A 26,018-nucleotide genomic window follows, 5' to 3' on the forward strand; every position below is an offset into this window, starting at 1 on the left:
ACAGAGGAAAACGTAATGAAGAAGCAAGCGGGTTTTACCCTGATCGAACTGGTGATTGTCATCATCATCCTGGGCATTCTGGCGGTCACCGCCGCGCCCAAGTTCCTGAACCTGCAGGATGATGCGCGTACTTCCACCCTGAAGGGGGTTGAAGGTTCCCTGAACTCTGCCGGTGCCATGGTGTATAGCAAGGCCGTTATCGCTGGTAAAGACACTACAGCTTCCGATACGTTGGATATCGGTAATGGTGTCGATGTCGGTATTGCCTTCGGGTATCCCAAGGCGACCAAGGATGATCTGGAGAAAGTATTGCAGCTGAGCACTAATGATTGGAGCTTTGGTACTCCTGCATCTAGCAGCATCAAGATCTTCCCGGCTGGTGTTTCCGCCAGTACTGCCACCGACTGTTATGTCACCTATACGCAAGCTATTACTTCTGGCTCTCAGCCAACAGCAGCAGTCACTGCTTGTAAGTAAATCTTATAAATGAACAAGATAGAGAGAGGCTGTCCTCTCTCTATTTCTTTCAAGGGTTGCTCATCATGACTGAACGGGACGAAGGTTTCACCCTGATTGAACTGGTGATCGTGATCCTGTTGCTCGGGATTCTGGCCGCCTTTGCCGTGCCCAAGTGGCTGGGCAAAGGCGGCTTTGAAACCCATACCCTGCGCGATGAGCTGGTGGCCCGGTTGCGGCTGGTGCAGACCATGAACATGCAGGAAGGGGAGGCGCGTTGCACCCAGCTGGTGCTGGAGCCGAGCCGCTTCGGTCATCTGACCCTGCTTGGCAGCTGTACCCCCAAGCCCATCTCCGGCTGGAGTGCGGACGAGCAGAGCCGGGGGCGAGTCATCACCGCCTCCGGCGGCCTCTCCCTGCCTCAAGGCAGCTTTTCTTTCGACAAGCGCAGCGGCCGTCCGCTCTCACCCTCAACCTGCGTCAATGGCTGCAATCTGGTGGTGAGCAGCGGGCAGGAGAGCGCCCGGCTGCGCATCGAGCCGGAAGGTTATATCCATGCCCTCCCTTAAGGCCCGGCGCGGCTTCACCCTGATCGAGTTCGTGGTCGGCATTGTGCTGCTGGCTATCGCCCTGACCGGCATCCTGGGGCTTCTCATCAATCAGGCACCCCAGGCGGTGGATCCGGTGCAGCAGGTACGGGCCGCCCAGCTGGCCCAGCGGATCTTAAGCGAGGTGCTGCAAAAATCCTTCGATGAGCACTCGGATCACAACGGCGGCCGTTTTCGCTGCGGTGAGACCGTCGGCACCCCTGCGGTGACCTATCCCCCCTGCACCGCCAGCGCCGACTACGGCCCGGAGGGGGGCGAGACCCGCCCCTATGCCTTCAACGACGTGGACGATTTCGACACCGGGGGTCACTGGGTGGACGCCAACCTGTTTACCCAGACGGATGCCGAGGGCGTCAGCGACCAGGAGTATCGCCACTATCAGATCAGGATCGCCGTCACCCCGGATACCCTGTTTGGCAGCACCGGGCCAGGGGCCGAGTCTATCGGCAAGCGCGTCGCCCTGACAGTGCGTCTGCCGGATGAGAGCGAGCTGGCGTTTGCCCTCTATCGGGGGAACTACTGATGGACCAGCCGCACTCCCGTTATGCCGCGTCCGATGACGCAGCTGTGACCATACCCCGTTACCGCGTCCGATCAGGCTTCGCTCATCGAGCCTGCGCCCAACCTGGGCGGGGGCGGGGCTTCACCCTGGTGGAGCTGGTGATGGTGATCCTGCTGCTCGGGGTGATGGCGACCTTCTCCAGCCAGTTTATCGGCATCGGCACCCAGATTTACGGGGATGCCAGCCGCCGCGAGCAGCTGATGAGCGATGCCCGCTTCGCCCTGGAGCGGCTCAACCGCGAGCTGCGCGATGCGGTCCCCGGCTCGGTGCGCATCGAGGATGAGGCGGGCAAGGGGGCGGATCAGGGGACCTGCCTGCGCTTCTGGCCCATCGCCACCGCCAGCCGCTATCTGGGCTCAGTGGCCAGCGCCGGGCTCAACATAGTGGTGCCGGACGCGCTGCCGCGAGAGAAGGACCAGGCCATCGTCTATCCTCTCGCCGATCCGGCACTCGGCCTGGATCAGGGGTGTCTCCATGGCAACTGCGTGGCCGCCGTCACCTCGGTGGGGAGCCCGATCTCGGGGGCCTTGCCGCTGACGGTGGATGGCACCTTCGCCAAGGAGTCCCCCGGGCAGCGCATCTATTTTGCCCGTCAGCAGGTGCGTTACTGCGTGACGAATGCCGCCCTGACCCGGGTCAGCGCCGCCATCGGTGCTGACATCAGCCTGGGCACCTCGGCCCTCATGGCCGAGCATATCCGCCCCGCGTCCTATTACTTCTACCGGGAGCCCGCCGCCTTCAACCAGAGCGAGGTGGGGCTGCGGCTGGAGTTCGAGCAGCGCGACGAGCGCGTCGTCTTCCACCACAAGCTGGAGACCCTCAATGTGCCCTGACACTCCCACCATGGTGAGGTCCCAGCGGGGCAGCTCCATCCTGATCGCGCTCTTTGTCATCGTCATCATGGCCCTGCTGGCGGCGGCCATGGGGCGTTTCCTGGTGGACAGCAGCGAGAAGCATACGGTGGAGGTGCGCGGCGTGCGTGCCCTGATGGCGGCCCAGAGCGGGCTCGAAGTTGCACTGTACCGGCTCTATCCCAATGGGGAGTGGCAGGGGCAGGCCAGCCGGTGCGTCCCCATAGCGCTCGACTTCACCGAGCCCGGGCTTGCCGGGTGTCAGGCCAGCATCACCTGCAACAGGGTGACGGTGAGTGCGGCCGGAGGGACCCAGACCGGATACCGATTCAGCAGCGAAGGGCGCTGTGGCCAGCCCGATGCCGGCAGCGGCCCGAACCCCGATTTTGCCGTCAGCCGCACCCTGGTGGCGGAAGCCTTTGATGGAGCGACGCCATGAGCCCCCTGCCAAGGAGCCAGACCCCATGAAGTCCAGCCAGCCTCTTCGCGGCGCCCTGTTGTGGATCTTGCTGGGATCCACCTCGGTGCAGGCCGCCAGCCAGTGTACCGAAGCCTTCCTCTTCCCGGTGCAGAGCCACGCCTCCCCCGGCGTGCTGAGCATGAACAATGAAAGCAAGATCATCAGCACCACTGTGGGGGCCAGTTACCCCTTCCTGACCAAAAACATCCAGCCCAACGCCAACTGCAACAACGGTGGTTTCTGGAACAACGGCACCTGGGTCTCCAATTGCAACGTCAGCGGCACCCTTGCCAGTGTGCTCAAGGATGTGACCTTCATCAGCGATCCCGACGCGTTTCCGGCCAACCCGGGGGGCTTCCCCTCCTACAGCGGGAAAAATGATCTCGCTTGCGACGGGACCACCTCTCCTGCTGCCGGTGACTACAAGAACGCCTCGTGGGGGGGCAACAGCTGCGTGGCGACCCTGAAATCGGGCCAGACCTATCGCTTCGATACCTTGTCTATCAGCGAAGGGGCGATGCTCAACCTCAACGGTGCGACCGTCTATGCCCAGAAGATGACCATCAAGAATGGTTACAACAGTGGCGTCACCGGGTCGGGAGATCTTCATGTGAACGATCTGACGGTGACGGGTCAGGGCAAGCTCAATGACGCCAGGGTCACCGTCTACAGCACCCTTGAGGTCTCGGGCAATGGCAATACCGGGACTGCCGTCTTCCAGCCGCACTACCTGGACAAGGTCACCATGGAGGTCTCTGCCAGTGGCCAGAGCGTGCTCATGGGGGCAGGGGACTGGTTTATCAAAAGCCTGGGGATGAAGAGCAACAGTGCCATGACCTTCCAGGGGCAGAGCTCCCTCGCCGTCTATGGGCTCAAGATGGAAAACGAGAGCCGGATCTCCGCTGCGGGGAGTCGCAGCGACCTGACGCTCCAGCTTCACCAGACCCTGGAGGTGAGTGGCAACGGCACCATCAACGGATATCTGCAGGCCCGCTACCTCAAGACGTTCAAACACCAGAGCACCTCCAACATCAATTTCTACTTTCGTGGCGGCAACCACTGGATAGACAAGATGGAGCTCGGTCAGAACGACAAGCTGATCTTTGACAGCGGCAGTGCCGCGAGGTTGTACATCAAGAGCGATCTGGCCCTGAGCGACCAGATGGAGGTCAATGCCGGGGGCAAGGCCAACGACCTGATGATGTATCACTTCGGCAAGGTCACCATGAGCGGCAACACCAAACTCAACGCCATTCTCTATGTGAACACCGGGGATCTGGCCATGAGTGGTCAGGCCGTGCTGACCGGTGCCGTGTCGGCGGTGAACGTCTCCATGACCAACAACAGCAAGGTGATCCACGAGCCCTTCAACGGCGACTGGCCGGGCATGTGTGAAGACCCACTGACCTGTTTCAGCGACGACTTCTCCGCCAGCACCCTTGGCAGCGACTGGGTGGTGGCTCAACGCAATGGCAGCACCTTGCCCTCTTTGCAAAACGGTCGCCTGCGGCTGACCCAGAATACGACCAACCAGGCCACCTCTGCGACCTTCCAGCGCCTCTTCCCGGGGGCCAGCAATCTGGTGACTATCGAGTTCGATCAGTATGCCTACAAGACCTCCGGCTCGAGCGGGGCGGACGGGATGGCGGTGGTGCTCTCCGATGCGACGATCACGCCCCAGCCCGGCGCCTTCGGTGGCCCGCTGGGTTATGGCTTCAAGACCGGGATCAGCGGTTTTGCCGGTGGCTGGATGGGGGTCGGTATCGACGAATACGGCAACTATGCCAACGAGGGGGGCTCCTATAATCCCGGGTCTCGTCCTCAGGCCGTTTCCATTCGTGGCTCCGGTGCCAGCTCGGGGACCTCGGGCTATCGCTATCTGGCGGGAACGGCGAGCAACCTGAGCCCGGCAGTGGACAGCGGAACCAATGGCAACCGCCCCCATCGTTACCGCATCACCATTGACTCGCGCACTGCCGGCAGTTCACTTGCGTCGGTTGAGCGGAACACGGGCTCGGGCTACACCATGCTGGTGGGGCCCATCAATATGGTGAACCAGACGGGGCAGGCGGCGGTGCCCGCCAACTTCCTGCTGTCGCTCACCGGCTCCACCGGTTCTGTGACGAACTACCATGAGCTCGACAACGTCCGGATCTGCGCCCTCAAATCCAATCCGGTGGGCACCCAGATCGATCACTTCGAGTTCGATCACTCCGGTCAGGCCCTGACCTGCAACCCGGAGACCCTCGTCATACGGGCCTGCGCCAACGCCAGTTGCAGCCAACTGTTCACGGACCCGGTGAGCGCCATCCTGACCCCCCTCAAGAATGGCAGCAACGGCTGGATAGCCGACAGCCAGGTGAGCTACAACGGCAACACGGCCACCGTGAATTTCAGCGGCGGCACGACCACCTTGCAGCTACGCAACAATCTGGCGACGGCCATCACAGTGGGGGTGAGCGGCTCGACGCCGTCCACCAAACCCCTGAGCACCACCCTGTGCCGCGCCGGCAGTGGTGCCCTGAGCGCCGCCGCCTGTACCTTGAGCTTTGCCGACAGCGGCTTCCTGTTCAATGTGCCGGATACCCTGGCCAACAGGCCCCAAGATGTAGTGATCAGTGCCGTCAAAAAGGACAATGCGACCCAGCAGTGTGTCCCCGGTTTTACCGGTGAGCGTTCGGTCGGCTTCTGGGGAACGTATGTCACCCCGAATGACAATTCTGCCGGGAGTCAGATGGCGATAGATGGCAAGACGATTTCGACTTATGCCGCCAATGTAGTCTCGCCAGCGGCGACAACCCTCAATTTGACCTTCGATGGTCAAGGCAAGGCGACGTTGAAGAGTGTTCGCTATCCGGATGCAGGCCAGATGCGGCTTAATGCCCGCCACGATGGCAGCGGGGATACCGCAGGGCTGGTGATGACGGGCTCGGATCTGTTCGTGAGCCGCCCGGTAGGGCTCTGCATCACGCCCACCCAGGGGACCTGTGCGGCAGGGGATATCACCTGCCCTGTGTTCAAGAGGACGGGAGACAGCTTCTCGCTCAATATCCAGGCCATGGCGTGGCAGAGCGACAGCGATGGGGATATCTGCATCGGCAATGGCACCACCCCCAACTTCGTGTTGTCCGACATCGCCCTGACCAGCGAGCTGGTGGCCCCTCAGGGTGGTGTGGCCGCCCAGGTCACCCCGACCAGGTACAGCCATGTTGCAGCCAGTGCCAGCCTCAATACACCCGCCCTCAGCCTCAATGAGGTCGGGGTCTTCAGGATCAAGGCAACGCCACCGGTGGCAACGTCGCCAGAGGGAAGCACAGTATCAACGGGCTATTTCGGTTACTCCATCCCTCCCGCCACCAGCGTGCCGCTGGGGCGCTTCGTACCCTGGGACTTCAACATGACGAGCGGTACCGTCACCCCGGCCTGCGGTGGTTTCAGTTATATGAGCCAGCCATTCGGGGTACAGACCGTGGTGGAGGCGCGCAACAAGGAAGGGAGTGTCACGAGGAACTACCGTGATGCCTTTGCCAGAGGGGCCCTCACCCTGGTGGCCGCCAACAATCAGGACGGGGTGGACAGATCCAATCGGCTGGCGCCGCTGGCCGCCAGCTGGACCGAAGGAACAGGCAAGCAGTCAGGTCAAACCCGCTTTATGCGGCTGCGCGAACTGACCCCTAGCCTGACCGCACCGGAAGAGCCCTTGCCGCTCCTGCGACTAGGGCTCAGAGTAACGGACGGTGAGACTCCTGAGACCAGCTTCCTCAGCGGTCGGAACATGAATCCAGCCGTCAGCGGCACTTGCCAGAGCGGGGTGAACTGCACCGCCAAACAGCTCTCCATTCCGAAGGGATCGGACGATACCATGATCGCCTACTACGGCCGGCTGCTCGCCAGCACCCGTCAGGGGGTCGATAGCGCCCCGCTGGCGCTGCCCCTGCAGGTGCAATATTTCGAAGGGGGCCTGTGGCGAGCCAATTCGCAAGATAGGCGAGCCAATTCGCAAGATATCTGTACCCAGATCTCCCTAGCGGGAGGTGGTATCGTCTTTACCGATGCGGAGCAACGCTATGACTCCGCGACGGGGGATCTGATCCTCAAAGACGGTACCCGCATTCGCCTTGGTCTCGGCAATGTGGCTCCGGGCGGTACTCAGGTCGGTTTCGACGCAGGCGAGACCCGGTTCCACTTCGCGCCGCCCAATCAGGCGGTGCGCATTCCCTATCGGATCGTGCTGGAGCAACAGCCATCCCAACCCGTCTGGTTGGCGGATCCCGCCACGACGGGTCATCTGCAGGGGGAGGCAATTTTTGGTCGGGATCGGGGCAATGATCGGATTATTTATCGCCGCGAAGTGATGCCCTGACACCCGGGCTGACACGGGGAGATAGACGCATTGCTGTACAGCGGCGTCTTATCTCCTTGTTTCGTAGTGTTTGTCGGCCTGAGCGGGTGAGTGATGACTCGCATTTTTGTCGCGCCTGATTGATTGGCGACAGTTTGAGCGCTTGCCCATTGGGGTGGGCATTGGTAAAGTTAGCCGGTTTTCTGCACCTCCAAATTCTTAGGATTTCCCGTAGCCATGTTCAAAAAGCTCAGAGGCGTCTTTTCCAACGATCTGTCGATCGACTTGGGAACTGCCAACACCCTGATCTATGTAAAAGATCAAGGGATCGTCCTTAACGAACCCTCAGTTGTCGCCATTCGCCAAGAGCGCGGGAACGCCAAATCGGTCGCTGCTGTCGGTCATGCCGCCAAGCAGATGCTGGGTCGTACCCCTGGTAACATCTCCGCCATTCGCCCGATGAAAGACGGCGTGATCGCCGATTTCTACGTGACCGAGAAGATGCTGCAGCACTTCATCAAACAGGTTCACGACAACAACTATTTCCGCCCCAGCCCGCGCGTGCTGGTGTGCGTGCCCTGCGGCTCCACCCAGGTGGAACGTCGCGCCATCAAGGAATCCGCTCTGGGCGCCGGCGCCCGCGAGGTTTACCTGATCGATGAACCCATGGCTGCCGCCATCGGTGCCGGCCTGCCGGTCTCCGAAGCGACCGGTTCCATGGTGGTGGACATCGGTGGCGGTACCACCGAAGTGGCCATCATCTCCCTGAACGGCGTGGTCTACTCCCAGTCCGTCCGTATCGGTGGCGACAAGTTCGACGAAGCCATCATCAGCTACGTCCGTCGCAACTACGGCAGCCTGATCGGGGAAGCCACCGCCGAGCGCATCAAGCACGAGATCGGCTCCGCCTATCCGGGCGAAGAGGTGCGCGAGATCGAAGTGCGCGGTCGCAACCTGGCCGAGGGTGTGCCCCGCAGCTTCACCCTGAACTCCAACGAGATCCTGGAAGCGCTGCAAGAGCCACTCTCCGGCATCGTCTCCGCCGTCATGGTGGCCCTGGAGCAATCCCCGCCCGAGCTGGCGTCCGACATCTCCGAGCGCGGCATGGTGCTGACCGGTGGTGGTGCTCTGCTCAAGGACATCGACCGTCTGCTGATGGAAGAGACCGGCATCCCGGTCGTCGTGGCTGAAGATCCCCTCACCTGTGTCGCCCGTGGCGGTGGCAAGGCGTTGGAGCTGATCGATATGCACGGTGGCGATCTGTTCCACTACGAATAAGACCCAAAGCCGGCCGAGCGCCGGCTCTTTTTTGACGACTCATGAAACCCATCTTCGGTAGAGGCCCTTCGCTTCAGTTACGGTTGTTTCTCGCCGTCATCATCTCCGTCGCTGCCATCGTCGCGGATTCCCGCTTCGGTGTGTTCAGCCATGTCCGCGTTTATCTGAGCTCCCTGGTGAGCCCGCTGCAATACATCGCCAACGCCCCCGGCACCCTGCTCGACACCATGTCGACCCAGGTGCAGACCCGCGCCGATCTCATCGAGCAGACCAAGCAGCAGGAGCAGCAACTGTTCACCCTGCGCTCGCGCCTGCTCAAGATGGATCAGCTGGAGCACGAGAACCAGCGTCTGCGCGAGCTGCTGGGGTCGCCGGTACACAAGGAGTCCCGCAAGATGGTGGCCGAGCTGCTGTCGGTGGATTCCGACCCCTTCAGCCATCAGGTGCTGATCAACAAGGGGGCGCTGGACGGCGTCTACAACGGCCAGCCGGTGATCAACGATCAGGGGGTGGTCGGTCAGGTGCTCCACGTGGGCTCCACCACCAGTCGCGTCCTGCTCATCACCGACTCCAGCCACGGCATCCCGGTGCGGGTGCTGCGCAACGACCTGCGCGCCATCGCCTCCGGCAGCGGCGAGCTGGACAAGCTGGAGCTGCGCAACCTGCCCCGCAACACCGACGTCCAGGTCGGCGATCTGCTGGTGACCTCGGGCCTCGGCGGCCGCTTCCCGGAAGGCTATCCGGTGGCGACCGTGACCCGCTCCGACTACGTAGAGGGCAAGCCCTTCGCCCAGATCGAGGCCAAGCCGCTGGTGGCGCTGGACCGTCTGCGCTACCTGCTGCTGCTGTGGACCGACAAGAAACCGGAAGTACACGACAAGGATGCCCTTGAGCCTGCGGCAAGCGCCTCGGCGGCCACGGCAACCTCGGCGGCGGGGGCGACGCGCTGATGCTGCAACCCGCCAGCGGCAGGATCTGGATCTGGTGTTCGATCCTGCTGGCCCTGTGCCTCTCCATCCTGCCGCTTCCCTTTCAATTCGAACCCTTCCGTCCGGACTGGCTCGCCATGGTGCTCATCTACTGGGCGCTGGCGCTGCCGCACCGGACCAACGTCGGCACCGCCTGGGTGGCGGGCCTGCTGCTGGACGTGCTGCTCGGCAGCACCCTCGGCGTGCGGGCCATGGCCATGGCCATCACCACCTACCTGGCGGCCTTCCAGTTCCAGAAGATCCGCAACTTCTCCCTCTGGCAGCAGGCGCTGATCATCGGTCTGCTCTCCCTGGTGGGGAAGATCACCGTGTTCTGGGCGGAACATCTGTTCAGCCGGGCCAGCCTCAACTTCGCCTACTTTTGGTCGACGTTGACGACGATGTTAATATGGCCCTGGATTTTTATGGTCTTGCGCAAGGTGCGGCGTCGCTTCAATATCAAGTGAATGTGAATAAAAACAACGCATTGTAACTGCGCATCGTCTCATTGAGTGAAGTATGAACAAGCACAACGAACTGCAACTCTATCTCGCCTCGGGCTCCCCCCGCCGGCACGAGCTTCTGACCCGCCTGGGCTACCGTTTCGAGGTCCTCAAGCTGGATGTGCCGGAGCTGCGCAACGACGGTGAGAAGCCCCAGGATTACGTCTGCCGGCTGGCCCGCGACAAGGCGATGGCCGGTGTGGCCGCGGCGCCCACGGCGCTGCCTGTGCTGGGGGCCGACACCATAGTGGTGCTGGGGGAGCGGGTGCTGGAGAAACCCTCCGACCTGCTGGACGCCAAGGACATGCTGGAAGCCCTCTCCGGGCGGGTACACCAGGTGATGACGGCGGTGGCCCTGGCCACCCCGGAGCGGTGCGATGTGCGGCTGGTCACCACCAACGTGGCGTTTCGCAAGCTGGACGAGGCCGAGATCGAAGCCTACTGGCGCACCGGTGAGCCGTGCGACAAGGCGGGCGCCTATGCTATCCAGGGCATTGCCGGCAAATTCGTCAGTCGCCTCGAGGGGAGCTACAGTGCCGTGGTCGGCCTGCCCCTGCTGGAGACGGACCTGTTGATCAAGCAGCACCTCGAGCAGACCCGGTAATCCTCTCGTCAGCAGTGCGCTGCTGAGTTACCCGTTGTTCGTCGTGCCAGAATTCAAAACTAGAAAGGCAAGGTAACTTATGTCGGTAGAACTGCTGGTAAACGTCACCCCCTCCGAAACCCGGGTCGCCCTGGTCGAGAACGGTCTGCTGCAGGAAGTGCATGTGGAGCGTCAGGCCAAGCGCGGCATCGTGGGCAACATCTACAAGGGCAAGATCAGCCGCGTGCTGCCCGGCATGCAGGCCGCCTTCGTCGACATCGGCATGGACAAGGCCGCCTTCCTGCACGCCTCCGACATCGTCCCCCATACCGAGTGCGTGGCGATCAAGGAGAAGGAGCAGTTCCAGGCCGGCAACATCGCCGAACTGGTGCGCCAGGGGCAGGACATCATGGTACAGGTGGTCAAAGACCCGCTCGGTACCAAGGGGGCCCGCCTCACCACCGACATCACCCTGCCATCCCGTTATCTGGTCTTCATGCCGGGCAGTGCCCACGTGGGGGTCTCCCAGCGCATCGAATCCGAGGCGGAGCGCGAGCGCCTCAAGCGCACCGTGGCCGGCTATGTGGACGAACTGGGCGGCTACATCATCCGCACCGCCGCCGAAGGGGTGGGGGAGCAGGAGTTGGAGCAGGACGCCGCCTTCTTGAAGCGCCTGTGGCGCAAGATCCTCGAGCGCAAGCAGAAGTACCCCCCCTGCAAGATCCTCTACGAGGATCCCAGCCTGGCATTCAGGGTGGTGCGTGACTTCGTCGGTGCCGAGCTCGACAAGATCCGGGTCGACTCGCGCCAGAGCTTCGATCAGCTCAAGCGCTTCACCGAGGAGTACGTGCCCGAGCTGGCCAACAAGCTGGAGTACTACACCGGCGAGTCGCCGATCTTCGATCTCTACGACGTGGAGAACGAGATCCAGCGGGCGCTGGAGCGCAAGGTGGAGCTGAAATCCGGCGGCTACCTCATCATCGATCAGACCGAAGCCATGACCACGGTGGACATCAACACCGGCGCCTTCGTCGGCCATCGCAATCTGGAAGAGACCATCTTCAACACCAACGTCGAGGCCACCGCCGCCATCGCCCGTCACCTGCGCCTGCGCAACCTCGGCGGCATCATCATCATCGACTTCATCGACATGCAGTCCGAGGATCACCGTCGCCGGGTGCTGCACAGCCTGGAGCTGGCGCTGGCCAAGGACAGGGCCAAGACCAACGTCAACGGTTTCTCCCAGCTCGGGCTGGTGGAGATGACCCGCAAGCGCACCCGGGAGAGCCTGGAGCACGTGCTCTGCGCCGAGTGCCCCGAGTGCAAGGGGCGCGGCCGGGTCAAGACGGTGGAGTCGGTCTGCTTCGAGATCCTGCGAGAGATCATCCGGGTCAACCGCGCCTACGACGCGGATCAGTTCACCGTCTATGCGGCCCCCTCGGTGGCCGATTACCTGCGGGGGGAGGAGTCCCACAGTCTGGCGGAGCTGGAAGTCTTCATCGGCAAGCAGGTCAGGGTGGTCTCCGAGCCGCTCTGTGGGCAGGAACAGTTCGATGTGGTGATGATGTAATTGGTCTATCGCTGGCTGAGTCGGGGCTGGTTGGCCCTCGGAGTCTTCTTCGTGCTGCTGGCTGTTCTGGTCAGCGTGGTACGACTGGGCGGCCCCTTGCTCAACCAGCACCGGGCGGCCGTGATAGGGACCCTGCTCGGGGAGAGCCAGCTCGAGGTGAGCGTGGATCACGTCGGGCTGGACTGGACTCCCCGCGGCCCGGCAATCGGGCTGGAAGGACTGGCCATCGCCCCCGATTCGGGGCGTTTCTCCCTGCGCCTTGGCAAGGTGTGGGCCCACCTCGACTTCTGGCGCTCCCTCAACGAACTCAGGCCGGTGTTTGGCCAGTTGATCCTGAGCGACGGCAACATCGCGCTGGACATGACCCAGCCCGCCACCCCCGTCAGCGGGAAGAGCGCGAACCAGCAGGAGGCCCTGCTGCGCTTCCTGCTGACCCAGCTCTCCACCTTCGACATTCACGACACTCGCCTGAGCCTCACCACGGCACTGGGGGAGGTGCGCGCCCTCGACATCGCCCAGTTGCGCTGGCAGAACCGCGGCAAGCGGCATCAGGGGGTCGGCAAGGCCTATCTCATCAACGGGGTGGGGGAGAGCACCCTGGACCTCATCATCGATGTGGATGCCCCCGAGGTGCGGCTCGACCGCCTCAAGGGCCAGCTCTATCTGGGGGCCAGAGAGCTGGACATCAGCCCCATGCTGGCCCGGATCCACGCCGGCGCGCCGCCGGTGAGCGGCCAGCTCGACTTCCAGCTCTGGAGCGAGTTCGAGAAGGGCAGGCTCGGCAACTCCCTGCTGGCCTTTGGCAACAACCACCTGATCTGGAAGGACGAGATCAAGGGGGAGCCGCATCGCCTCGACCTGCAGGGGGGCAAGATCCAGCTGCGCCGGGACGGCGAGGCGTGGCAGCTCGCCAGCCACGACGTCATCTTCAAGCTCGATGGCGCCACCTGGCTGCACAGCCGCCTGCAGCTCGAGCGCATCGGCTCGCGCATCCAGGGTTATGTGCCCGCCATCGATCTCGACCAGATTGCCAACCTGAGCCAGCTAGTCTCCGGCCTCTATCCCGAGCTGACCGAAACCCTCAAGCGCACCCGGCCAAGGGGCCAGTTGCAGGAGCTGGTCCTGCAGGCCGACGGGGACTGGCAGGGGCTCTCTTTGCAGGGGCAACTGCGCGGCTTCGGGACCCGGGCCTGGCACGATGTGCCCGGTCTGCAAAAGCTGGACGGTGACTTCTGGCTGACCCCGAACGGGGGGCGTGCCCGCCTGACCCTGGGCAAGGGCAAGGTGGATCCGGCCCGCCACTTCAAGGAACCCATCCCGGTGGACAGCCTGAGTGCGGCCCTCGACTGGTGGCGGGCGCCCCAAGGCTGGGTGCTCTATGGCCAGGACATTGCCCTGGACAACCCGGATCTGCGCCTCGCCAGCCGGTTTCGCCTCGAGCTGTTCGAGCACCCCTTCCTCGCCCTGACCGGGCGCATCGACGTCAAGAACGCGGCCCATGCGGATCGCTACTACCCCCTGGCGGTGATGGATGAGGGGCTGGTGAGCTACCTGAGCGGCGCCATCAAGGGGGGCAAGGCCAAGGGTGCAGACTTGCTCTGGTACGGCGAATTCCGTGACTTCCCCTACGACAACGGCAAGGGCGTCTTCCAGGTGGCGGTGCCGCTGCAACAGGCCACCTACGAGTTTTTCCCGGGCTGGCAGCCGCTGACCGACCTGCAGATCGATCTGCTGTTCCAGAACGCCAGCCTCGACATGAACAGCCGCGCCACCCAGCTCGGCAAGGCCAGCTCCGACTCGGTGCACGCCTGGATCCCGGACCTCTATCCGGGTGCTCACCTCTACGTGGATGCCAGGGTTGAGGGCGAGGGCAAGGCCATCAGCGACTATTTGCAGGACTCGCCGCTGGGGGGATCCGTCGGTCAGGCGCTGCGGGAGGTGGAGATCCGCGGTCCCATGAAGGGCACGGTGAAGCTCGACATACCGCTGGATGGCGAGGGGGAGGTCAAGGCCAGCGGGGAAGCCAGCTTCAAGAACAACAAGGTGAGGATCGCCTCCCTGGATCTGCCCCTCGACGGGGTTGCAGGGACGCTCGAGTATGACAACGAGCAGACGCGCATTCACAACCTCAAGGCCAGCCTGTGGAACCAGCCGCTGACCCTGGATTATCAGGGGCGGCAACTGCCCCACGGCTATCAGGCCGACCTCAAGTTCCAGGGGCAGTGGGACAGCCGCCGCCAGCGCCGGGATATACCGGCCCTCGAGATGCTCCAGGGGCGCAGCAACTGGTCAGGTACCCTGGGGCTGACCCTGCCCGAGAACAAGGCGTTCAGCTTCCAGCTGGCGCTGGACTCCAACCTGCAGGGCATGGGGCTGGATCTGCCCGTGCCCCTGACCAAGGCGGCGGGTACCCGGCTGCCCCTCAAGGTGACGGCCCGTGGGCGGGATGGCAGCGCCGACATCCGCGCCGTGCTGGGGGCGGACATCGACATGCAGAGCCGCCTGGTGTACGGCGACGGCGTGCCCTACCTCAGCCGGGTGCGGGTCAATATCGGCCAGCCCGGGGCGCGGGTGATGCAGGACAAGCCCATGCTGCTCGCCATCAACCAGCAGCAGGCGGACGTAGCCGGCTGGCTGGCCCGTCTCAAGCAGTGGCTGCCGGCCAAGGCGCAGGCGACGCAGGGCAATGCGGTGGTGGGTCCCGCTTTCTTGCCCCAGGAGTGGTGGGTGGATGGCCAGCTGGCCCGTGCCGACATCGGCAGCGCCAGCCTCAAGGCGGTGCACTTCACCCTGGGGCCGGTGAACCAGGCCACCGAGGTGATGATCGACAGCCCCGACGTGATGGGGGTGGTGCGGGTGCCGGTGGCCGATGGGCGCCCCATCGATGCCAAGTTTGCCCGTATCTACTGGTCCGGCAAGGGGACCGATCTCAGCCCGGATCCCGATGAGCGCCAGGACAGGGCCATCATGAATGCCATTCCCTGGCTCACCTTCAGCTGCGTGGATTGCCGCTTCGGCGAGCTGCCCCTGGGTGAGGTGAAGGGGGAGCTGCTGCCCGGGGCCAACCGGCTGGATCTCAAGGGACTGGAGATGCGCCTGGCGGGCAGCACCCTGCGCGGCAGCGCCGAGTGGCTGGCCCGTGGCAGCCAGATGCAGACCCGTGCCAGGGTGAACCTCGAGACCCGCAACAGCGAGCTGCTGCTCAAGCGGCTCGGCTACACCTCACCCATCGGGGATGCCCCGGGCAAGCTGGCGCTGGATCTGAACTGGCGTGACGTGCCCTACCGCCTGAGCCTGCCGACTCTGGCGGGCAGCGCCGACTACCAACTGGAGGGGGGGACCCTGCGGGAGGTCAACGACAAGGGGGCCCGGCTGCTCTCCCTGCTGAGCCTCGACTCCCTGATGCGCAAGCTGCGCCTCGATTTTCGCGACGTCTTCGACAAGGGCTTCTATTTCGAGTCCATGTCCGCCTCCGCCAAGGTCAATCAGGGGGTGGTGGAGAACAACGACTTCTACATGAAGGGGGCGGCGGGCAACCTGCGGGGCAAGGGCATCGCGGATCTGGTGCGCTGGCGGCTCGACTTTGATCTGAGCTTCTCTCCGAACCTGGGGGGCACCCTGCCCGTGGTGGCGGCCTTCTCCCTGACTCCCATCACCGGACTCTATGTGCTGGCCCTCTCCAAGCTGCTGGAGCCCGTGGTGGACGTGGTGACCCGCATCGATTTTCGGGTCTCCGGCCCGCTGGACGCCCCCAAGCTGGTGGAGGCGGGGCGGGATCGCGCCCGCATCAAGCTCAACCAGCAGCAGAAGGAGGCGGTGGATGCGGTGGCGCCCGGCCTGCCCGCCAAGGAGGTCACCCCCTTCCTGCTCAATCCCAAGCATCAGGGCTCGGGTCAGCGCTGAGGGCCAGCGCCGGGCTGGGGGACTTTCCCCCGGCCGCCAAACCCCTCATAGTGCAGATATTGCCCCGCGAGCCGAGAAGGCCTTGTGTCACCGGTTACCGGCTCGCCCAACAGAAGAGTGCGGATATTGCCCCGCGAGCCGAGGAGGCCTTGTGTCACCGGTCACCGGCTCGCCCAACAGAAGGAGCGCATCATGTGGCTAGCCGCCATGCAGTTGATTTCGGGTCGTACCTGGCAGGATAACCGGGAGCGGATCGCCGCCGAGCTGGCGAGTCTGCCCGGGGAGCGCCCCTTGCTGGTGCTGCTGCCGGAAAACTTTGCCCTCTTTGGCGAGCGGCAGGGGTATCTGGACGGGGCAGAGCCATTGGGAAATGGCCCAATCCAGCAGCAACTCTCTGATTGGGCCAAATCCCACGGCATCTGGCTGGTGGCCGGGGCCATGCCCACCGCCATCGCCGGTGCCGACCACATCCACACCAGTACCCTGGTGTTCGATCCCGACGGCGAGCTCAAGGGGCACTACCACAAGATCCACCTGTTCGACGTGGACGTGGCGGACAATCACGGCCGCTACCGGGAGTCGGAGACCTTCAGCCCGGGTGATCAGCCTGTGCTGGTGGACTCCCCCTTTGGTCCCCTCGGCCTCTCTATCTGTTATGATCTGCGCTTTCCCGAGCTGTACCGCCAGTTGGCCCGGGCCGGTGCCCGGGTGCTGCTGGTGCCTGCCGCCTTTACCGCCGTCACCGGCGAGGCGCACTGGGAGCCCCTGTTGCGGGCCCGTGCCATCGAGAACCAGTGCTACGTGGTGGCCGCCAACCAGGGGGGCACCCACGAGACGGGGCGCAAGACCTGGGGCCACAGCATGGTGATCGACCCCTGGGGCCGGGTGCTGGCCTGTCGGGCGTCGGGGCAGGGCACCGTGCTGGCGCCGCTGGATGGGGCCCTGATCGATGAATTGAAACGCACCATGCCGGTGCTGCAACACGCCCGCCTGCTGTGAGCCCGCGGCCGTGGATTTAACCGTTACGACATCTCGCATGAGAGTGGAGAGAAAGATTTGAGTCTATTGAGCCAGGTTAGTGCCTCCCTGTTGGCCCCGAACGATCTCGACGAAGGGCGGCTGCAACAGCTGCTCGGCAGCCTGATGAGCCATCAGGTGGAGTTCGGCGACCTCTATTTCCAGCGCAGCTGGCACGAGTCCTGGATGCTGGAGGACGGCATCGTCAAGGATGGCAGCTACAACATCGATCAGGGGGTGGGGGTGCGCGCCGTCAGCGGCGAGAAGACCGGTTTCGCCTACTCTGACGAGCTGAGCCTGCTGGCGCTGCAGCAGTCGGTGACCGCCGCCCGTGGCATCGCGGCCGCCGGTGCGCAGGGCAAGGTGAAGGCGTGGGCTCGCACCGAAGCAAACCTGCTCTACCCGGCGCTGGATCCGCTGCAGACCCTCGACAAGCAGCAGAAGATCGCCCTGCTGGAGCAGATGGACAAGTTCGCCAGAGGTCTGGATCCCGCCATCAATCAGGTGATGGCCTCCATCAGCGGCGTCTATGAAGAGGTGCTGGTAGCCGCCACCGACGGCACCCTGGCCGCCGACGTGCGTCCGTTGGTGCGCCTCTCGGTGACCGTCATCGCCGAGAAGGGGGATCGCCGTGAGCGCGGCAGTGCCGGTGGTGGTGGCCGCTTCGGCTACGACTATTTCCTGGCGCTGGACGGACTGGAGAGCCGGGCGTTTGGCTATGTGCGCGAAGCGGTGCGCCAGGCCCTGGTCAACCTCGACGCCATCGACGCCCCGGCCGGCACCATGCCGGTGGTGCTCGGTGCCGGCTGGCCCGGTGTGCTGCTGCACGAGGCGGTGGGTCACGGTCTGGAGGGGGACTTCAACCGCAAGGGCTCCTCCGCCTTTGCCGGGCGCATCGGCGAGCAGGTGGCTTCCAAACACTGCACCATCGTCGATGACGGCACCCTGCCGGGTCGGCGCGGCTCCGTCTCCATCGACGACGAGGGGACGCCGGGCGGTTACAACGTGCTGATCGAGAACGGCATCCTCAAGGGCTATCTGCAGGACAAGCAGAACGCCCGCCTGATGGGGGTGCCGCTCACCGGCAACGGCCGCCGCGAATCCTACGCCGCCCTGCCGATGCCGCGCATGACCAACACCTACATGCTGGCGGGTCAGTACGATCCGGCCGAGATCATCGCCTCGGTGAAGAAGGGGATCTATGCCCCCAACTTCGGTGGCGGCCAGGTGGACATCACCTCCGGCAAGTTCGTCTTCTCCGCCTCCGAGGCCTACCTGATCGAGGATGGCAGGATCACCGCGCCCATCAAGGGGGCGACCCTGATCGGCAACGGCCCCGAGGCGATGAGCCAGGTTTCCATGGTGGGCCGTGATCTCGCGCTGGATCGCGGGGTCGGGGTCTGCGGCAAGGAGGGGCAGAGCGTGCCGGTCGGCGTCGGCCAGCCCACCCTCAAGCTGGATCAGCTCACCGTGGGCGGCACCCAGTAAGGTCACACACCTTTGTAAACCCCGGCCCGGCGCCGGGGTTTTTATTGGAACGCGCAAGCAATAAAAAGCCCCGGCAGGCGCCGGGGCTGGGAAAGGGGTCGGGTCAGTTGACCGAAATGGCGCGGGCGTCGATGAAGAAGCGGGCGTGGCCGTGGTCATCCACCCTTATCTGGGCGAGCAGGCGATCCTTTCGCTTGAACTCCCATCCTGTCTTGATCCGGGTCAGCGCGGGGCTGGCGGCACCGACCACGTTCAGATACTCATGAAACAGGCTGTAGCTTCCAATCTCGGTCAGCATCTTTTCCATTTGCATATCTCCTCAAGTGATGGGGTCAGCACATGCCACGCTAGCGGCAACCTTCTGAACCCTGCCTGTACAAAAACCAGACTACCCCATCAAGATGAAGGCAATATGATCAGGCGCAAGATCAGGAGGGATTTGCACGAAAAATGACACCGTTTTCAATCAGGGCTAGCGCGGCACGGCAAGATGATCGAGGGTGGTAGATCCGGCATGGGACGGCAAGGCGGCAGCGGGTTGTTCCATCACCTGGCCATGGAAGACGGGATCCTGCGCCACCTCCTTGACGCCGTTGATGCAGAACTGCATACCCATGCACACCAGCAGGAAACCCATGATGCGGGTCATGGCGTCGATGCCGGTGGCTCCCAGGATCTTGCACACGGGATCTGCCAGCTTGAGCACACCCCAGCTGATCAGGCTCATCAGGGCGAAGGCGGTGACCATGGCGGCATAGATGACGACGCGATCGGCCTCGGCCGGCAGCTCGGCGATCTGGGCCGCGCCGCTGATCACCAGCGCCATGGTGCCGGGTCCGCACATGCTGGGCATGGTCAGGGGCACGAAGGCGATATTCTGGTTGGCCTCGACCCCGGCAGACTGGTTTGGCGAGGGGAACAGCATGCGAAAGCCGATGAAGGCGATGATGAGGCCACCGGCCAGGCGCAGGCCGGGAATGGAGATCCCGAACAGATCCAGGATGGAGGATCCGATGAAGAAGCTGACGCACAGGGTGGCGAACAGATAGAGGGCGGCCATGTTGATCTGGCGGCGAATGTGCTCGCGGGACATGCCCTTGCTCAATCCCAGCAGCAGGGTGGCCGTGGTGGGCGGGTTGACCATGGGCAGCAGGGCCAGCAAGGCGAGAAAGACGACCTGGAAGAACATAGTGGACCTCGGGCAGATGGACGGATTGGGGTGAGCTGGCAGGTCCGCAGCGGACCGCCACCCGGTCGATGATATCCGCAAAGAACAAGCCCCGACAGTGCGGGGCTTGCTTGGGAAGGATCAGGCGGCCTGCGGGGTGGCCTGGCGTTGGCCGCGCTGGCGCAGCCAGAGCCAGATGCCGAGCACGAAACCGAGGGCGGCCAGGCTGACCACATAGTGGGAGGGGGCCAGCACGTCCTCCTTCATCCAGAGGGTGACCAGCATGGGGGTGAGGCCGCCGAAGATGGCGTAGGCCACGTTGTAGGAGAACGACAGCCCGGAGAAGCGCACCACCGGCGGGAAGGCATTGACCATGACGTAGGGCACGGCGCCGACGATCCCCACCGCAAAGCCCGCCAGCATGTAGAGGGGCACCAGCTGATCCGTGCCGGCTGCCAGGCTGTGGTAGAAGGTATAAGTGGCGCCGGCCAGCAGCAGGGAGCCCAGGATGAAGGTAGGACCGCTGCCGATGGCATCGATCAGCCGGCCATAGACGATGCAGCCCAGGGTGAGGGCGACGATGGCCAGGGAGTTGGCGGTCAGGGCATCGGCCGGGCTGATGCCGTGCACCTTCTGCAGATAGGTCGGGGTCATCAGGATCACCACTACTATGCCGGCGGAGAGCAGCCAGGTCAGCAGCATGGAGACGACGACGCTGCCCTTGTGTTCACGCAGCACCGTCTTGAGGGGCAGCTCCTCGGCCAGGGACTTGTTGGCCTGCATCTCGGCGAAGACCGGGGTTTCGTGCAGCCAGCGACGCAGGTACATGGCGACGATGCCGAACACGCCGCCGAGCACGAAGGCCAGACGCCAGCCCCAGTCGCTCACGTCGCCCGGGCTCATGCCACGGTTGATGGCGGTCGCCACCAGGGAGCCGAGCAGGATGCCGGCGGTCAGCCCTGCGGTGAGGGTGCCGCAGGCGACACCGACCCGGCGGGCGGGCACATGTTCGGCCACGAAGACCCAGGCACCGGGGACTTCCCCGCCGATGGCGGCCCCTTGCAGGATCCGCAGCAGCAGCAACAGCAGGGGGGCGGCGATGCCGAGCACGGCGTAGGTGGGCAACAGGCCGATCAGCAGGGTCGGCAAGGCCATCAGGATGATGCTGAGGGTGAACATCCGCTTGCGGCCGATGAGATCGCCAAAGTGGGCCATGATGATGCCCCCCAGGGGGCGGGCCAGGTAGCCGGCGGCGAAGATGCCGAAGGTCTGGAACTGGCGCAGCCACTCGGGAATGTCGGCCGGGAAGAAGAGCTCGCCGATGACCACGGCGAAGAAGACGAAGATGATGAAGTCGTAGAATTCGAGGGCGCCGCCCAGCGCCGCCAGGCTCAGGGTCTTGTAATCCTGTCGATTGAGGGGGCGACCGTGGTCGTGCGATGTGCTGACTTTACTCATATCCTTATGTTTCCCATCGTTTTTTTAGTTATTCTCCCCGGTGTGCTGCGGGGATACGCTCACCCACGAGGGTATGCTTTTGTGTCCCGCAATGTAAATCGCACAATTCGCAACACTGTCTTGCAGCACGGTGCGGCAAGTAGCTGGAGAGATCATGACGAAGAAAAAGGTACTGCTCTCCTGGAGCAGCGGAAAAGACAGCGCCTGGGCCTTGCATCGCCTGCGCGAGGATCCGGCCATCGAGGTGGTGGGGCTGTTCACCACCCTCAACCAGGCGTTCGAGCGGGTGGCCATGCACGGGGTGCGCAAGCAGTTGTTGTTGGCACAGGCTGAGTGCGTGGGCTTGCCGCTGATCACCATCGACCTGCCCTGGCCCTGCAGCAACGAGGAGTATGGGCGCATCATGACGGGCTTCATCGCCGATGTGCAGGCCAAGGGCATTCACCACATGGCGTTCGGGGATCTCTTTCTTGAGGATGTGCGCGCCTATCGGGAGCGGCAACTGGCGGGGACCGGCATCACGCCGCTCTTCCCGCTCTGGGGCAGCGACACGACCGAGCTGGCGCAGGCGATGATCGACGCCGGGCTCAAGGCCAGGGTCTGCACCCTGGATCCGGGCAAGCTGGACGCCGGGTTAGGTGGTCATGAATTCGGTCCGGCCTTCCTGGCTGCCCTGCCCGCCGGGGTGGATCCCTGCGGCGAGAACGGGGAGTTTCACACCCTGGCCTGGGACGGCCCCATGTTCCTGCATCCCCTGCCCATCCGGGTGGGGGAGACGGTGCTGCGGGACGGCTTCGTCTTCACCGATCTGCTGGCGGAGGATCCCGAATGAGGGAAGACCCCCTCGGGTGAGAAAGGAAAGGGGCCGGCTCCGTGAGGAATCGGCCCCTTTGCGTTTGCCCCCTTCAGCGGGCGGCGAAGGTGTCGCAACTGGCGGGCTTGCCGCTGTCAAAACCGCGTTTGAACCAGGCGAGGCGCTGGGCCGAGGTGCCGTGGGTGAAGCTGTCGGGAACGACCCGGCCCTGACCCTGCTGCTGCAACCTGTCGTCGCCGATGGCCTGGGCGGCGTTGAGCGCCTCTTCCAGATCGCCGCGCTCCAGCACCTGCTCTTTTTCCATGTAGTGGCCCCAGACCCCGGCGAAGCAGTCCGCCTGGAGTTCGAGCTTGACCGACAACCGGTTCTGGGCGACCTGGCTCAGCCCCTGTTGCTGCTGGCGCACCTTGGTGGAGATGCCGAGCAGGTTCTGCACGTGGTGGCCCACCTCGTGGGCGATCACATAGCCCTGGGCGAAGTCGCCGTCGGCCCCCAGCTTGTCGCGCATGTCCTGATAGAAGGAGAGATCGATGTAGACGGTGCTGTCGGCCGGACAGTAGAAGGGCCCCATCACCGACTGCCCCTGGCCGCAGCCGGTGCGGGTCGCACCGCGATAGAGCACCAGTCTGGGGGCCTGATAGTGGTTGCCGCTTTGCTGGAACATCTCGCCCCAGGCGTCCTCCGTGGAGGCGAGCATCACCGAGGTGAAGCGGGCGAGGGGATCGTTGGCAGCCTGGGACGAGTTCTGACGCTGGGGCTGGCTCTGCGGGGCCGGATCCTGCAGCAGGGGGCCGAGGTCCACGCCGTAGTACCCCGCCACCATGACCACCACCAGCAGGATCAGACGCCCCTTGCCACCGATGGGCAGGCCGCCGCCCCCGTTGCCGCCGCCTTGCTGGCGTCGGTCTTCCACATTGTTGCTCTCACGGCGATCTTGCCAGCGCATATCCCCATACTCCCGTCATTGGTGGTGGCGGTAATGATAATGGCTGGCGCCGGGGCTTGCCTAATCGGCCCGGGTCATTCGGCCCAGGGCATCTCGGGCAGGCTGTCGAGGAACTCGCCGTAACGGACGAGGTTGAAGGGGCCCTGTTCGGCCTCCATGGCCATGAGTTCGGCGCCCAGGGCGCAGGCGATGTATTGCAGCGCCTCTTCCCGCGGGGTGCCCTTCATCACCAGGCGCATCAGGGTGGCTTTCACCTGGAGGGGATGGCCGTCGGCGAGCTGGTTCTCCACCATCTCCAGCAGTGTCTCTTCATCAAAAAATTCGGGGGTATCGGTCATGGCCGTTCTCCTGCCTGTTCCATGGGGTGGGCAGTATAGCGGGGACGCGGCTCCCGGGGGCGAAAATATCCTCCGGGTCTTGCCAAGGAAGCGGGGCGGGAGCAGTCTTGGACACTCTCTACTGCCGAACGAGCCCATGTCATGATCCTCTCCGAGCGCCTGGAACTGCGCAAACTGACCATTGTCGATGCCCCCTTCATTCTCGAACTGCTCAACGATGGTGATTTTCACCGCTACATCGGCGATCGCGGGGTGCGTACCCTGGCGGATGCCGAAAACTACATCCAGCAGGGGCCTGCGGTCAGTTATGCCCGCCACGGTCACGGACTCTATCTGGTGGTGCGGCGGGAAGACGGGGCCAGGCTCGGCATCTGCGGTCTGATCAAGCGCGATACCCTGCCCTGTGAAGACATCGGCTATGCTTTCCTGCCCGCCTGGCGCGGCCAGGGCTATGCCATCGAAGCCGCGCGGGCGGCCATGGCAGATGGCCGTGAACGGCTCGGCATCGAGCGGGTGGTCGCCATCGTCACCCCGGGCAATGAGCGCTCGGTCCGGCTACTCGCCAAGCTGGGGCTGAGTCAGGGCAAACGGGTCAGGCTGGGAGCCGGCGAGGAGGAGTGCCTGCTGCTGGAGGCGCCGGACAAGGAGACTTGCGGGGTCTAGTCATCGCTCGGGTGGTGGGACCATGCAGACTATGACGTCAGGCAAGGAGGCCGCCGTGAGTTGCGGCCTGTCTGCATCGGGCTCTGCCGGTGGGCAGGCAAAGTCAGTTGAGCTCTTCGATGGAGAACTCGCCGGCGATACCATCACAGGAGATGGCGAAGCCGCCGCTGAAGCGGGTGCTGAACTGGATCAGGAACGCATCGTCGTCGTGCTCTTGCACGGGCAGGTTGATGGGTTTGCTGCGACGCAGGGGTTTGCGGATCTGTACGTGTTTCATCATGGTATTTCTCTATATAAATTAAGTGTTTGCTCCTTGTATTGGCAAATGTCAGGTCAATGGGCGCGGTCAGCACGATGGCGGACGAGCGCGCAGGAATACCCAGCCCGGTTCAGGGGCGTCTGCACTTTCAAGGAAGGCGCCAAGGACCACGCGGATGCATGATGCTACTTGGGAGTGGGCAGATCGGGTCTGCACCGTGAGAGCCGGGCAACGCAGGCAGACAGCCTGAACGGTTCTCAAGGCGAGTAAATCAGAAGAAGGTTATGCGGGTACTGGCAGGATTCATCGTGAGGTGAAGCATTGCGAACATAATCAGGGCTGATTAACTAGCCGGCGCGCATTCTCTCCTCGAAATGTGTAAAAAGCAAACACTAATTGTGCGTTCACCCAGTCATTCCCTGTTTTTCACGGCCACGGGGACGGCAAAAGGGCTCCCGAGGGAGCCCTTTTCATTGCCGGTCAGGGACGGGCTCAGGCGTCGCCGCAGGCCTTCTTGGCGGCGGTGATCATGGGGGTAATGGTCATGCCCTGTACCACGATGGAGAACATCACCACCGAGTAGGTCATCACCAGGATCACCTGGCGCAGATCGACGTTGTGCTCCGGGATCATCATGACACCGGATGGCAGTGCCAGGGCCATGGCCATGGCCAGACCGCCACGCAGGCCGCCCCAGGTGAGGATGCGCACCGAGAAGGTGTTGTAGCTGCGGAACTTGCGGAACGTCACATAGGGCAGGGAGACGCTGATGAAGCGGGCAGCCAGGCAGAGCGGCACCGCGATGACCAGCAGGATCCAGTCGCGCCAGTCGAGGTCCAGCAGCACCAGTGCCAGACCGATCAGCAGGAACAGCAGGGCGTTGAGGAACTGATCCATCAACTCCCAGAAGTGATCCAGGTGGTGCTGGCTCTGCTCGGAGAAGCCGGAATGACGGGTCCAGTTGCCGATCATGATGCCGGTCACCACCATGGCCAGGGCGCCGGAGACGCCGATCATGTTGGCGAAGGCGAAGCCCGCGGTCGGGATGCAGAGGGTCAGCAGCAGCTCCAGGGAGCCGTCGTCGGTGGCGCTGATCATCACGTGGGCGATGAGTCCCAGCACGGCCCCGAACAGGATGCCGCCGAGAGCCTCATGCAGGAACAGACCGGCCACGCTGCCGAAGGTGGGCTCCACGCCGCCAAAGGCCACGGCAAACACGGTGGCGAAGATGACCAGACCGACACCGTCGTTGAACAGGGATTCCCCCTCGATCTGGATGGCGATCTGGGGTGGCGCCTTCATCTTCTTGACGATGGCCAGTACGGCGATGGGGTCGGTGGGGGAGATCAGGGCACCGAACAACATGCAGTAGACCAGCGGCACATCCCAGCCCAGCAGCTTGGCGATGAACCAGAAGCCGTAGCCGATGAGGAAGGTGGAGAGCAGGGTGGCGGCTATGGCCAGAATGGTGATTTCCCACTTCTGGCTACGCAAGGCCTTGAGGTTGATGCCAAGGCCGCCGGCGAACAGCAGGAAGCCCAGGATCCCCTTCAACAGGAAGTTCTGGAAGTCGATGCTCTCCATGGTCTTGATGGCGAGAGGCTCCAGATTGAACCAACCCAGTTTGCCAAACAGCACCAGCAGCGCGGAGATCAGCATGGAGCCCGCAGTGATGGCGATGGTGGTCTGGATCTTCACAACATACTGGTTGGCAAAGGCGATGAAGATCGCCAACGCTGCCAGGAAGCAGAGTGTGTAGTAGACGCTCATAGTTATTTTTCTC

General features: G+C 63.6%; 23 protein-coding genes. 16 read left to right on the forward strand and 7 right to left on the reverse strand.

The features are described from left to right. Positions 1-15: 15 nt before the first annotated feature. From BN1120_RS06990 to tldD, 14 genes are all read left to right on the forward strand, one after another. On the forward strand, positions 16-477 hold the full coding sequence (locus BN1120_RS06990; protein ID WP_010672628.1) for a prepilin-type N-terminal cleavage/methylation domain-containing protein: 462 nt from the start codon (positions 16-18) through the stop codon (positions 475-477). A gap of 65 nt (positions 478-542) precedes the next feature. After that, positions 543-1,025, forward strand: a complete 483-nt coding sequence (locus tag BN1120_RS06995; RefSeq protein ID WP_010672629.1) for a pilus assembly FimT family protein — start codon at positions 543-545, stop codon at positions 1,023-1,025. Beyond that, a complete protein-coding gene (locus tag BN1120_RS07000) occupies positions 1,012-1,587 on the forward strand; it encodes a prepilin-type N-terminal cleavage/methylation domain-containing protein (RefSeq protein ID WP_042015321.1) in 576 nt (191 codons plus the stop codon). The genes BN1120_RS06995 and BN1120_RS07000 overlap by 14 nt, the downstream gene beginning before the upstream one ends. Continuing rightward, positions 1,587-2,459 carry a PilW family protein gene (locus BN1120_RS07005; RefSeq protein ID WP_080767927.1) on the forward strand — a complete coding sequence of 291 codons (873 nt, stop codon included), beginning with the start codon at positions 1,587-1,589 and terminating at the stop codon, positions 2,457-2,459. Before BN1120_RS07000 ends, BN1120_RS07005 begins: the two co-directional genes overlap by 1 nt. Beyond that, on the forward strand, positions 2,449-2,916 hold the full coding sequence (locus BN1120_RS07010; protein ID WP_042015323.1) for an MSHA biogenesis protein MshP: 468 nt from the start codon (positions 2,449-2,451) through the stop codon (positions 2,914-2,916). Before BN1120_RS07005 ends, BN1120_RS07010 begins: the two co-directional genes overlap by 11 nt. Positions 2,917-2,941: 25 nt before the next feature. After that, complete coding sequence (locus BN1120_RS07015) at positions 2,942-7,300, forward strand: DUF6701 domain-containing protein (protein ID WP_042015324.1); 4,359 nt, start codon at positions 2,942-2,944, stop codon at positions 7,298-7,300. Positions 7,301-7,516: 216 nt separating this feature from the next. After that, positions 7,517-8,557, forward strand: coding sequence for a rod shape-determining protein (locus BN1120_RS07020; protein WP_005308111.1), 1,041 nt, complete (start codon positions 7,517-7,519; stop codon positions 8,555-8,557). 41 nt (positions 8,558-8,598) lie between these two features. Then, the gene (mreC, locus tag BN1120_RS07025; RefSeq protein ID WP_029313545.1) at positions 8,599-9,507 is read left to right on the forward strand and encodes a rod shape-determining protein MreC; all 909 of its coding nucleotides are present in this window, start codon (positions 8,599-8,601) and stop codon (positions 9,505-9,507) included. Next, complete coding sequence (mreD, locus tag BN1120_RS07030) at positions 9,507-9,992, forward strand: rod shape-determining protein MreD (protein WP_010672635.1); 486 nt, start codon at positions 9,507-9,509, stop codon at positions 9,990-9,992. Before mreC ends, mreD begins: the two co-directional genes overlap by 1 nt. A 52-nt stretch (positions 9,993-10,044) precedes the next feature. Then, positions 10,045-10,632, forward strand: coding sequence for a Maf family protein (locus tag BN1120_RS07035; RefSeq protein ID WP_010672636.1), 588 nt, complete (start codon positions 10,045-10,047; stop codon positions 10,630-10,632). A gap of 79 nt (positions 10,633-10,711) precedes the next feature. After that, a complete protein-coding gene (gene rng / locus BN1120_RS07040) occupies positions 10,712-12,181 on the forward strand; it encodes a ribonuclease G (protein ID WP_010672637.1) in 1,470 nt (489 codons plus the stop codon). Continuing rightward, a complete protein-coding gene (locus BN1120_RS07045) occupies positions 12,182-16,084 on the forward strand; it encodes a YhdP family protein (protein WP_042015326.1) in 3,903 nt (1,300 codons plus the stop codon). 192 nt (positions 16,085-16,276) lie between these two features. After that, positions 16,277-17,083, forward strand: a complete 807-nt coding sequence (locus tag BN1120_RS07050; RefSeq protein ID WP_042015328.1) for a carbon-nitrogen hydrolase family protein — start codon at positions 16,277-16,279, stop codon at positions 17,081-17,083. A 57-nt stretch (positions 17,084-17,140) separates the two neighbouring features. Next, positions 17,141-18,589, forward strand: coding sequence for a metalloprotease TldD (gene tldD / locus BN1120_RS07055; protein ID WP_042015330.1), 1,449 nt, complete (start codon positions 17,141-17,143; stop codon positions 18,587-18,589). 103 nt (positions 18,590-18,692) lie between these two features. On the opposite strand, the gene BN1120_RS07060 is transcribed toward tldD, so the two are convergent. From BN1120_RS07060 to BN1120_RS07070, 3 genes are all read right to left on the reverse strand, one after another. After that, on the reverse strand, positions 18,693-18,896 hold the full coding sequence (locus BN1120_RS07060; protein ID WP_041212219.1) for a hypothetical protein: 204 nt from the start codon (positions 18,894-18,896) through the stop codon (positions 18,693-18,695). A gap of 165 nt (positions 18,897-19,061) precedes the next feature. Beyond that, positions 19,062-19,778, reverse strand: a complete 717-nt coding sequence (locus BN1120_RS07065) for a MarC family NAAT transporter (protein WP_042015331.1) — start codon at positions 19,776-19,778, stop codon at positions 19,062-19,064. A 120-nt stretch (positions 19,779-19,898) separates the two neighbouring features. Continuing rightward, positions 19,899-21,215: an MFS transporter gene (locus BN1120_RS07070; protein ID WP_039040437.1), complete on the reverse strand. Its 1,317-nt coding sequence runs from the start codon at positions 21,213-21,215 to the stop codon at positions 19,899-19,901. A 154-nt stretch (positions 21,216-21,369) separates the two neighbouring features. Here BN1120_RS07070 and BN1120_RS07075 point away from each other — a divergent pair, with 154 nt between their 5' ends. Beyond that, positions 21,370-22,047, forward strand: a complete 678-nt coding sequence (locus BN1120_RS07075; RefSeq protein ID WP_042015332.1) for a Dph6-related ATP pyrophosphatase — start codon at positions 21,370-21,372, stop codon at positions 22,045-22,047. A gap of 73 nt (positions 22,048-22,120) precedes the next feature. Here the strand turns inward: BN1120_RS07075 and ypfJ are convergent, their stop codons facing one another. Both ypfJ and BN1120_RS07085 read right to left on the reverse strand, forming a co-directional pair. Beyond that, complete coding sequence (gene ypfJ, locus BN1120_RS07080) at positions 22,121-22,975, reverse strand: KPN_02809 family neutral zinc metallopeptidase (RefSeq protein ID WP_042015333.1); 855 nt, start codon at positions 22,973-22,975, stop codon at positions 22,121-22,123. 74 nt (positions 22,976-23,049) lie between these two features. Beyond that, positions 23,050-23,313 carry a hypothetical protein gene (locus BN1120_RS07085; RefSeq protein WP_039040440.1) on the reverse strand — a complete coding sequence of 88 codons (264 nt, stop codon included), beginning with the start codon at positions 23,311-23,313 and terminating at the stop codon, positions 23,050-23,052. Between the two features lie 141 nt (positions 23,314-23,454). On the opposite strand from BN1120_RS07085, the gene BN1120_RS07090 reads away from it, so the two are divergent. Next, positions 23,455-23,976, forward strand: a complete 522-nt coding sequence (locus BN1120_RS07090; RefSeq protein WP_042015334.1) for a GNAT family N-acetyltransferase — start codon at positions 23,455-23,457, stop codon at positions 23,974-23,976. Between the two features lie 103 nt (positions 23,977-24,079). Here the strand turns inward: BN1120_RS07090 and BN1120_RS21540 are convergent, their stop codons facing one another. Both BN1120_RS21540 and BN1120_RS07095 read right to left on the reverse strand, forming a co-directional pair. Beyond that, on the reverse strand, positions 24,080-24,256 hold the full coding sequence (locus BN1120_RS21540) for a hypothetical protein (RefSeq protein ID WP_010672653.1): 177 nt from the start codon (positions 24,254-24,256) through the stop codon (positions 24,080-24,082). Positions 24,257-24,727: 471 nt separating this feature from the next. After that, positions 24,728-26,005 carry a cation:proton antiporter gene (locus tag BN1120_RS07095; RefSeq protein WP_041214319.1) on the reverse strand — a complete coding sequence of 426 codons (1,278 nt, stop codon included), beginning with the start codon at positions 26,003-26,005 and terminating at the stop codon, positions 24,728-24,730. Between the last annotated feature and the right edge of the window lie 13 nt (positions 26,006-26,018).

The organism is Aeromonas caviae, assembly GCF_000819785.1.
Lineage (GTDB): Bacteria > Pseudomonadota > Gammaproteobacteria > Enterobacterales > Aeromonadaceae > Aeromonas > Aeromonas caviae.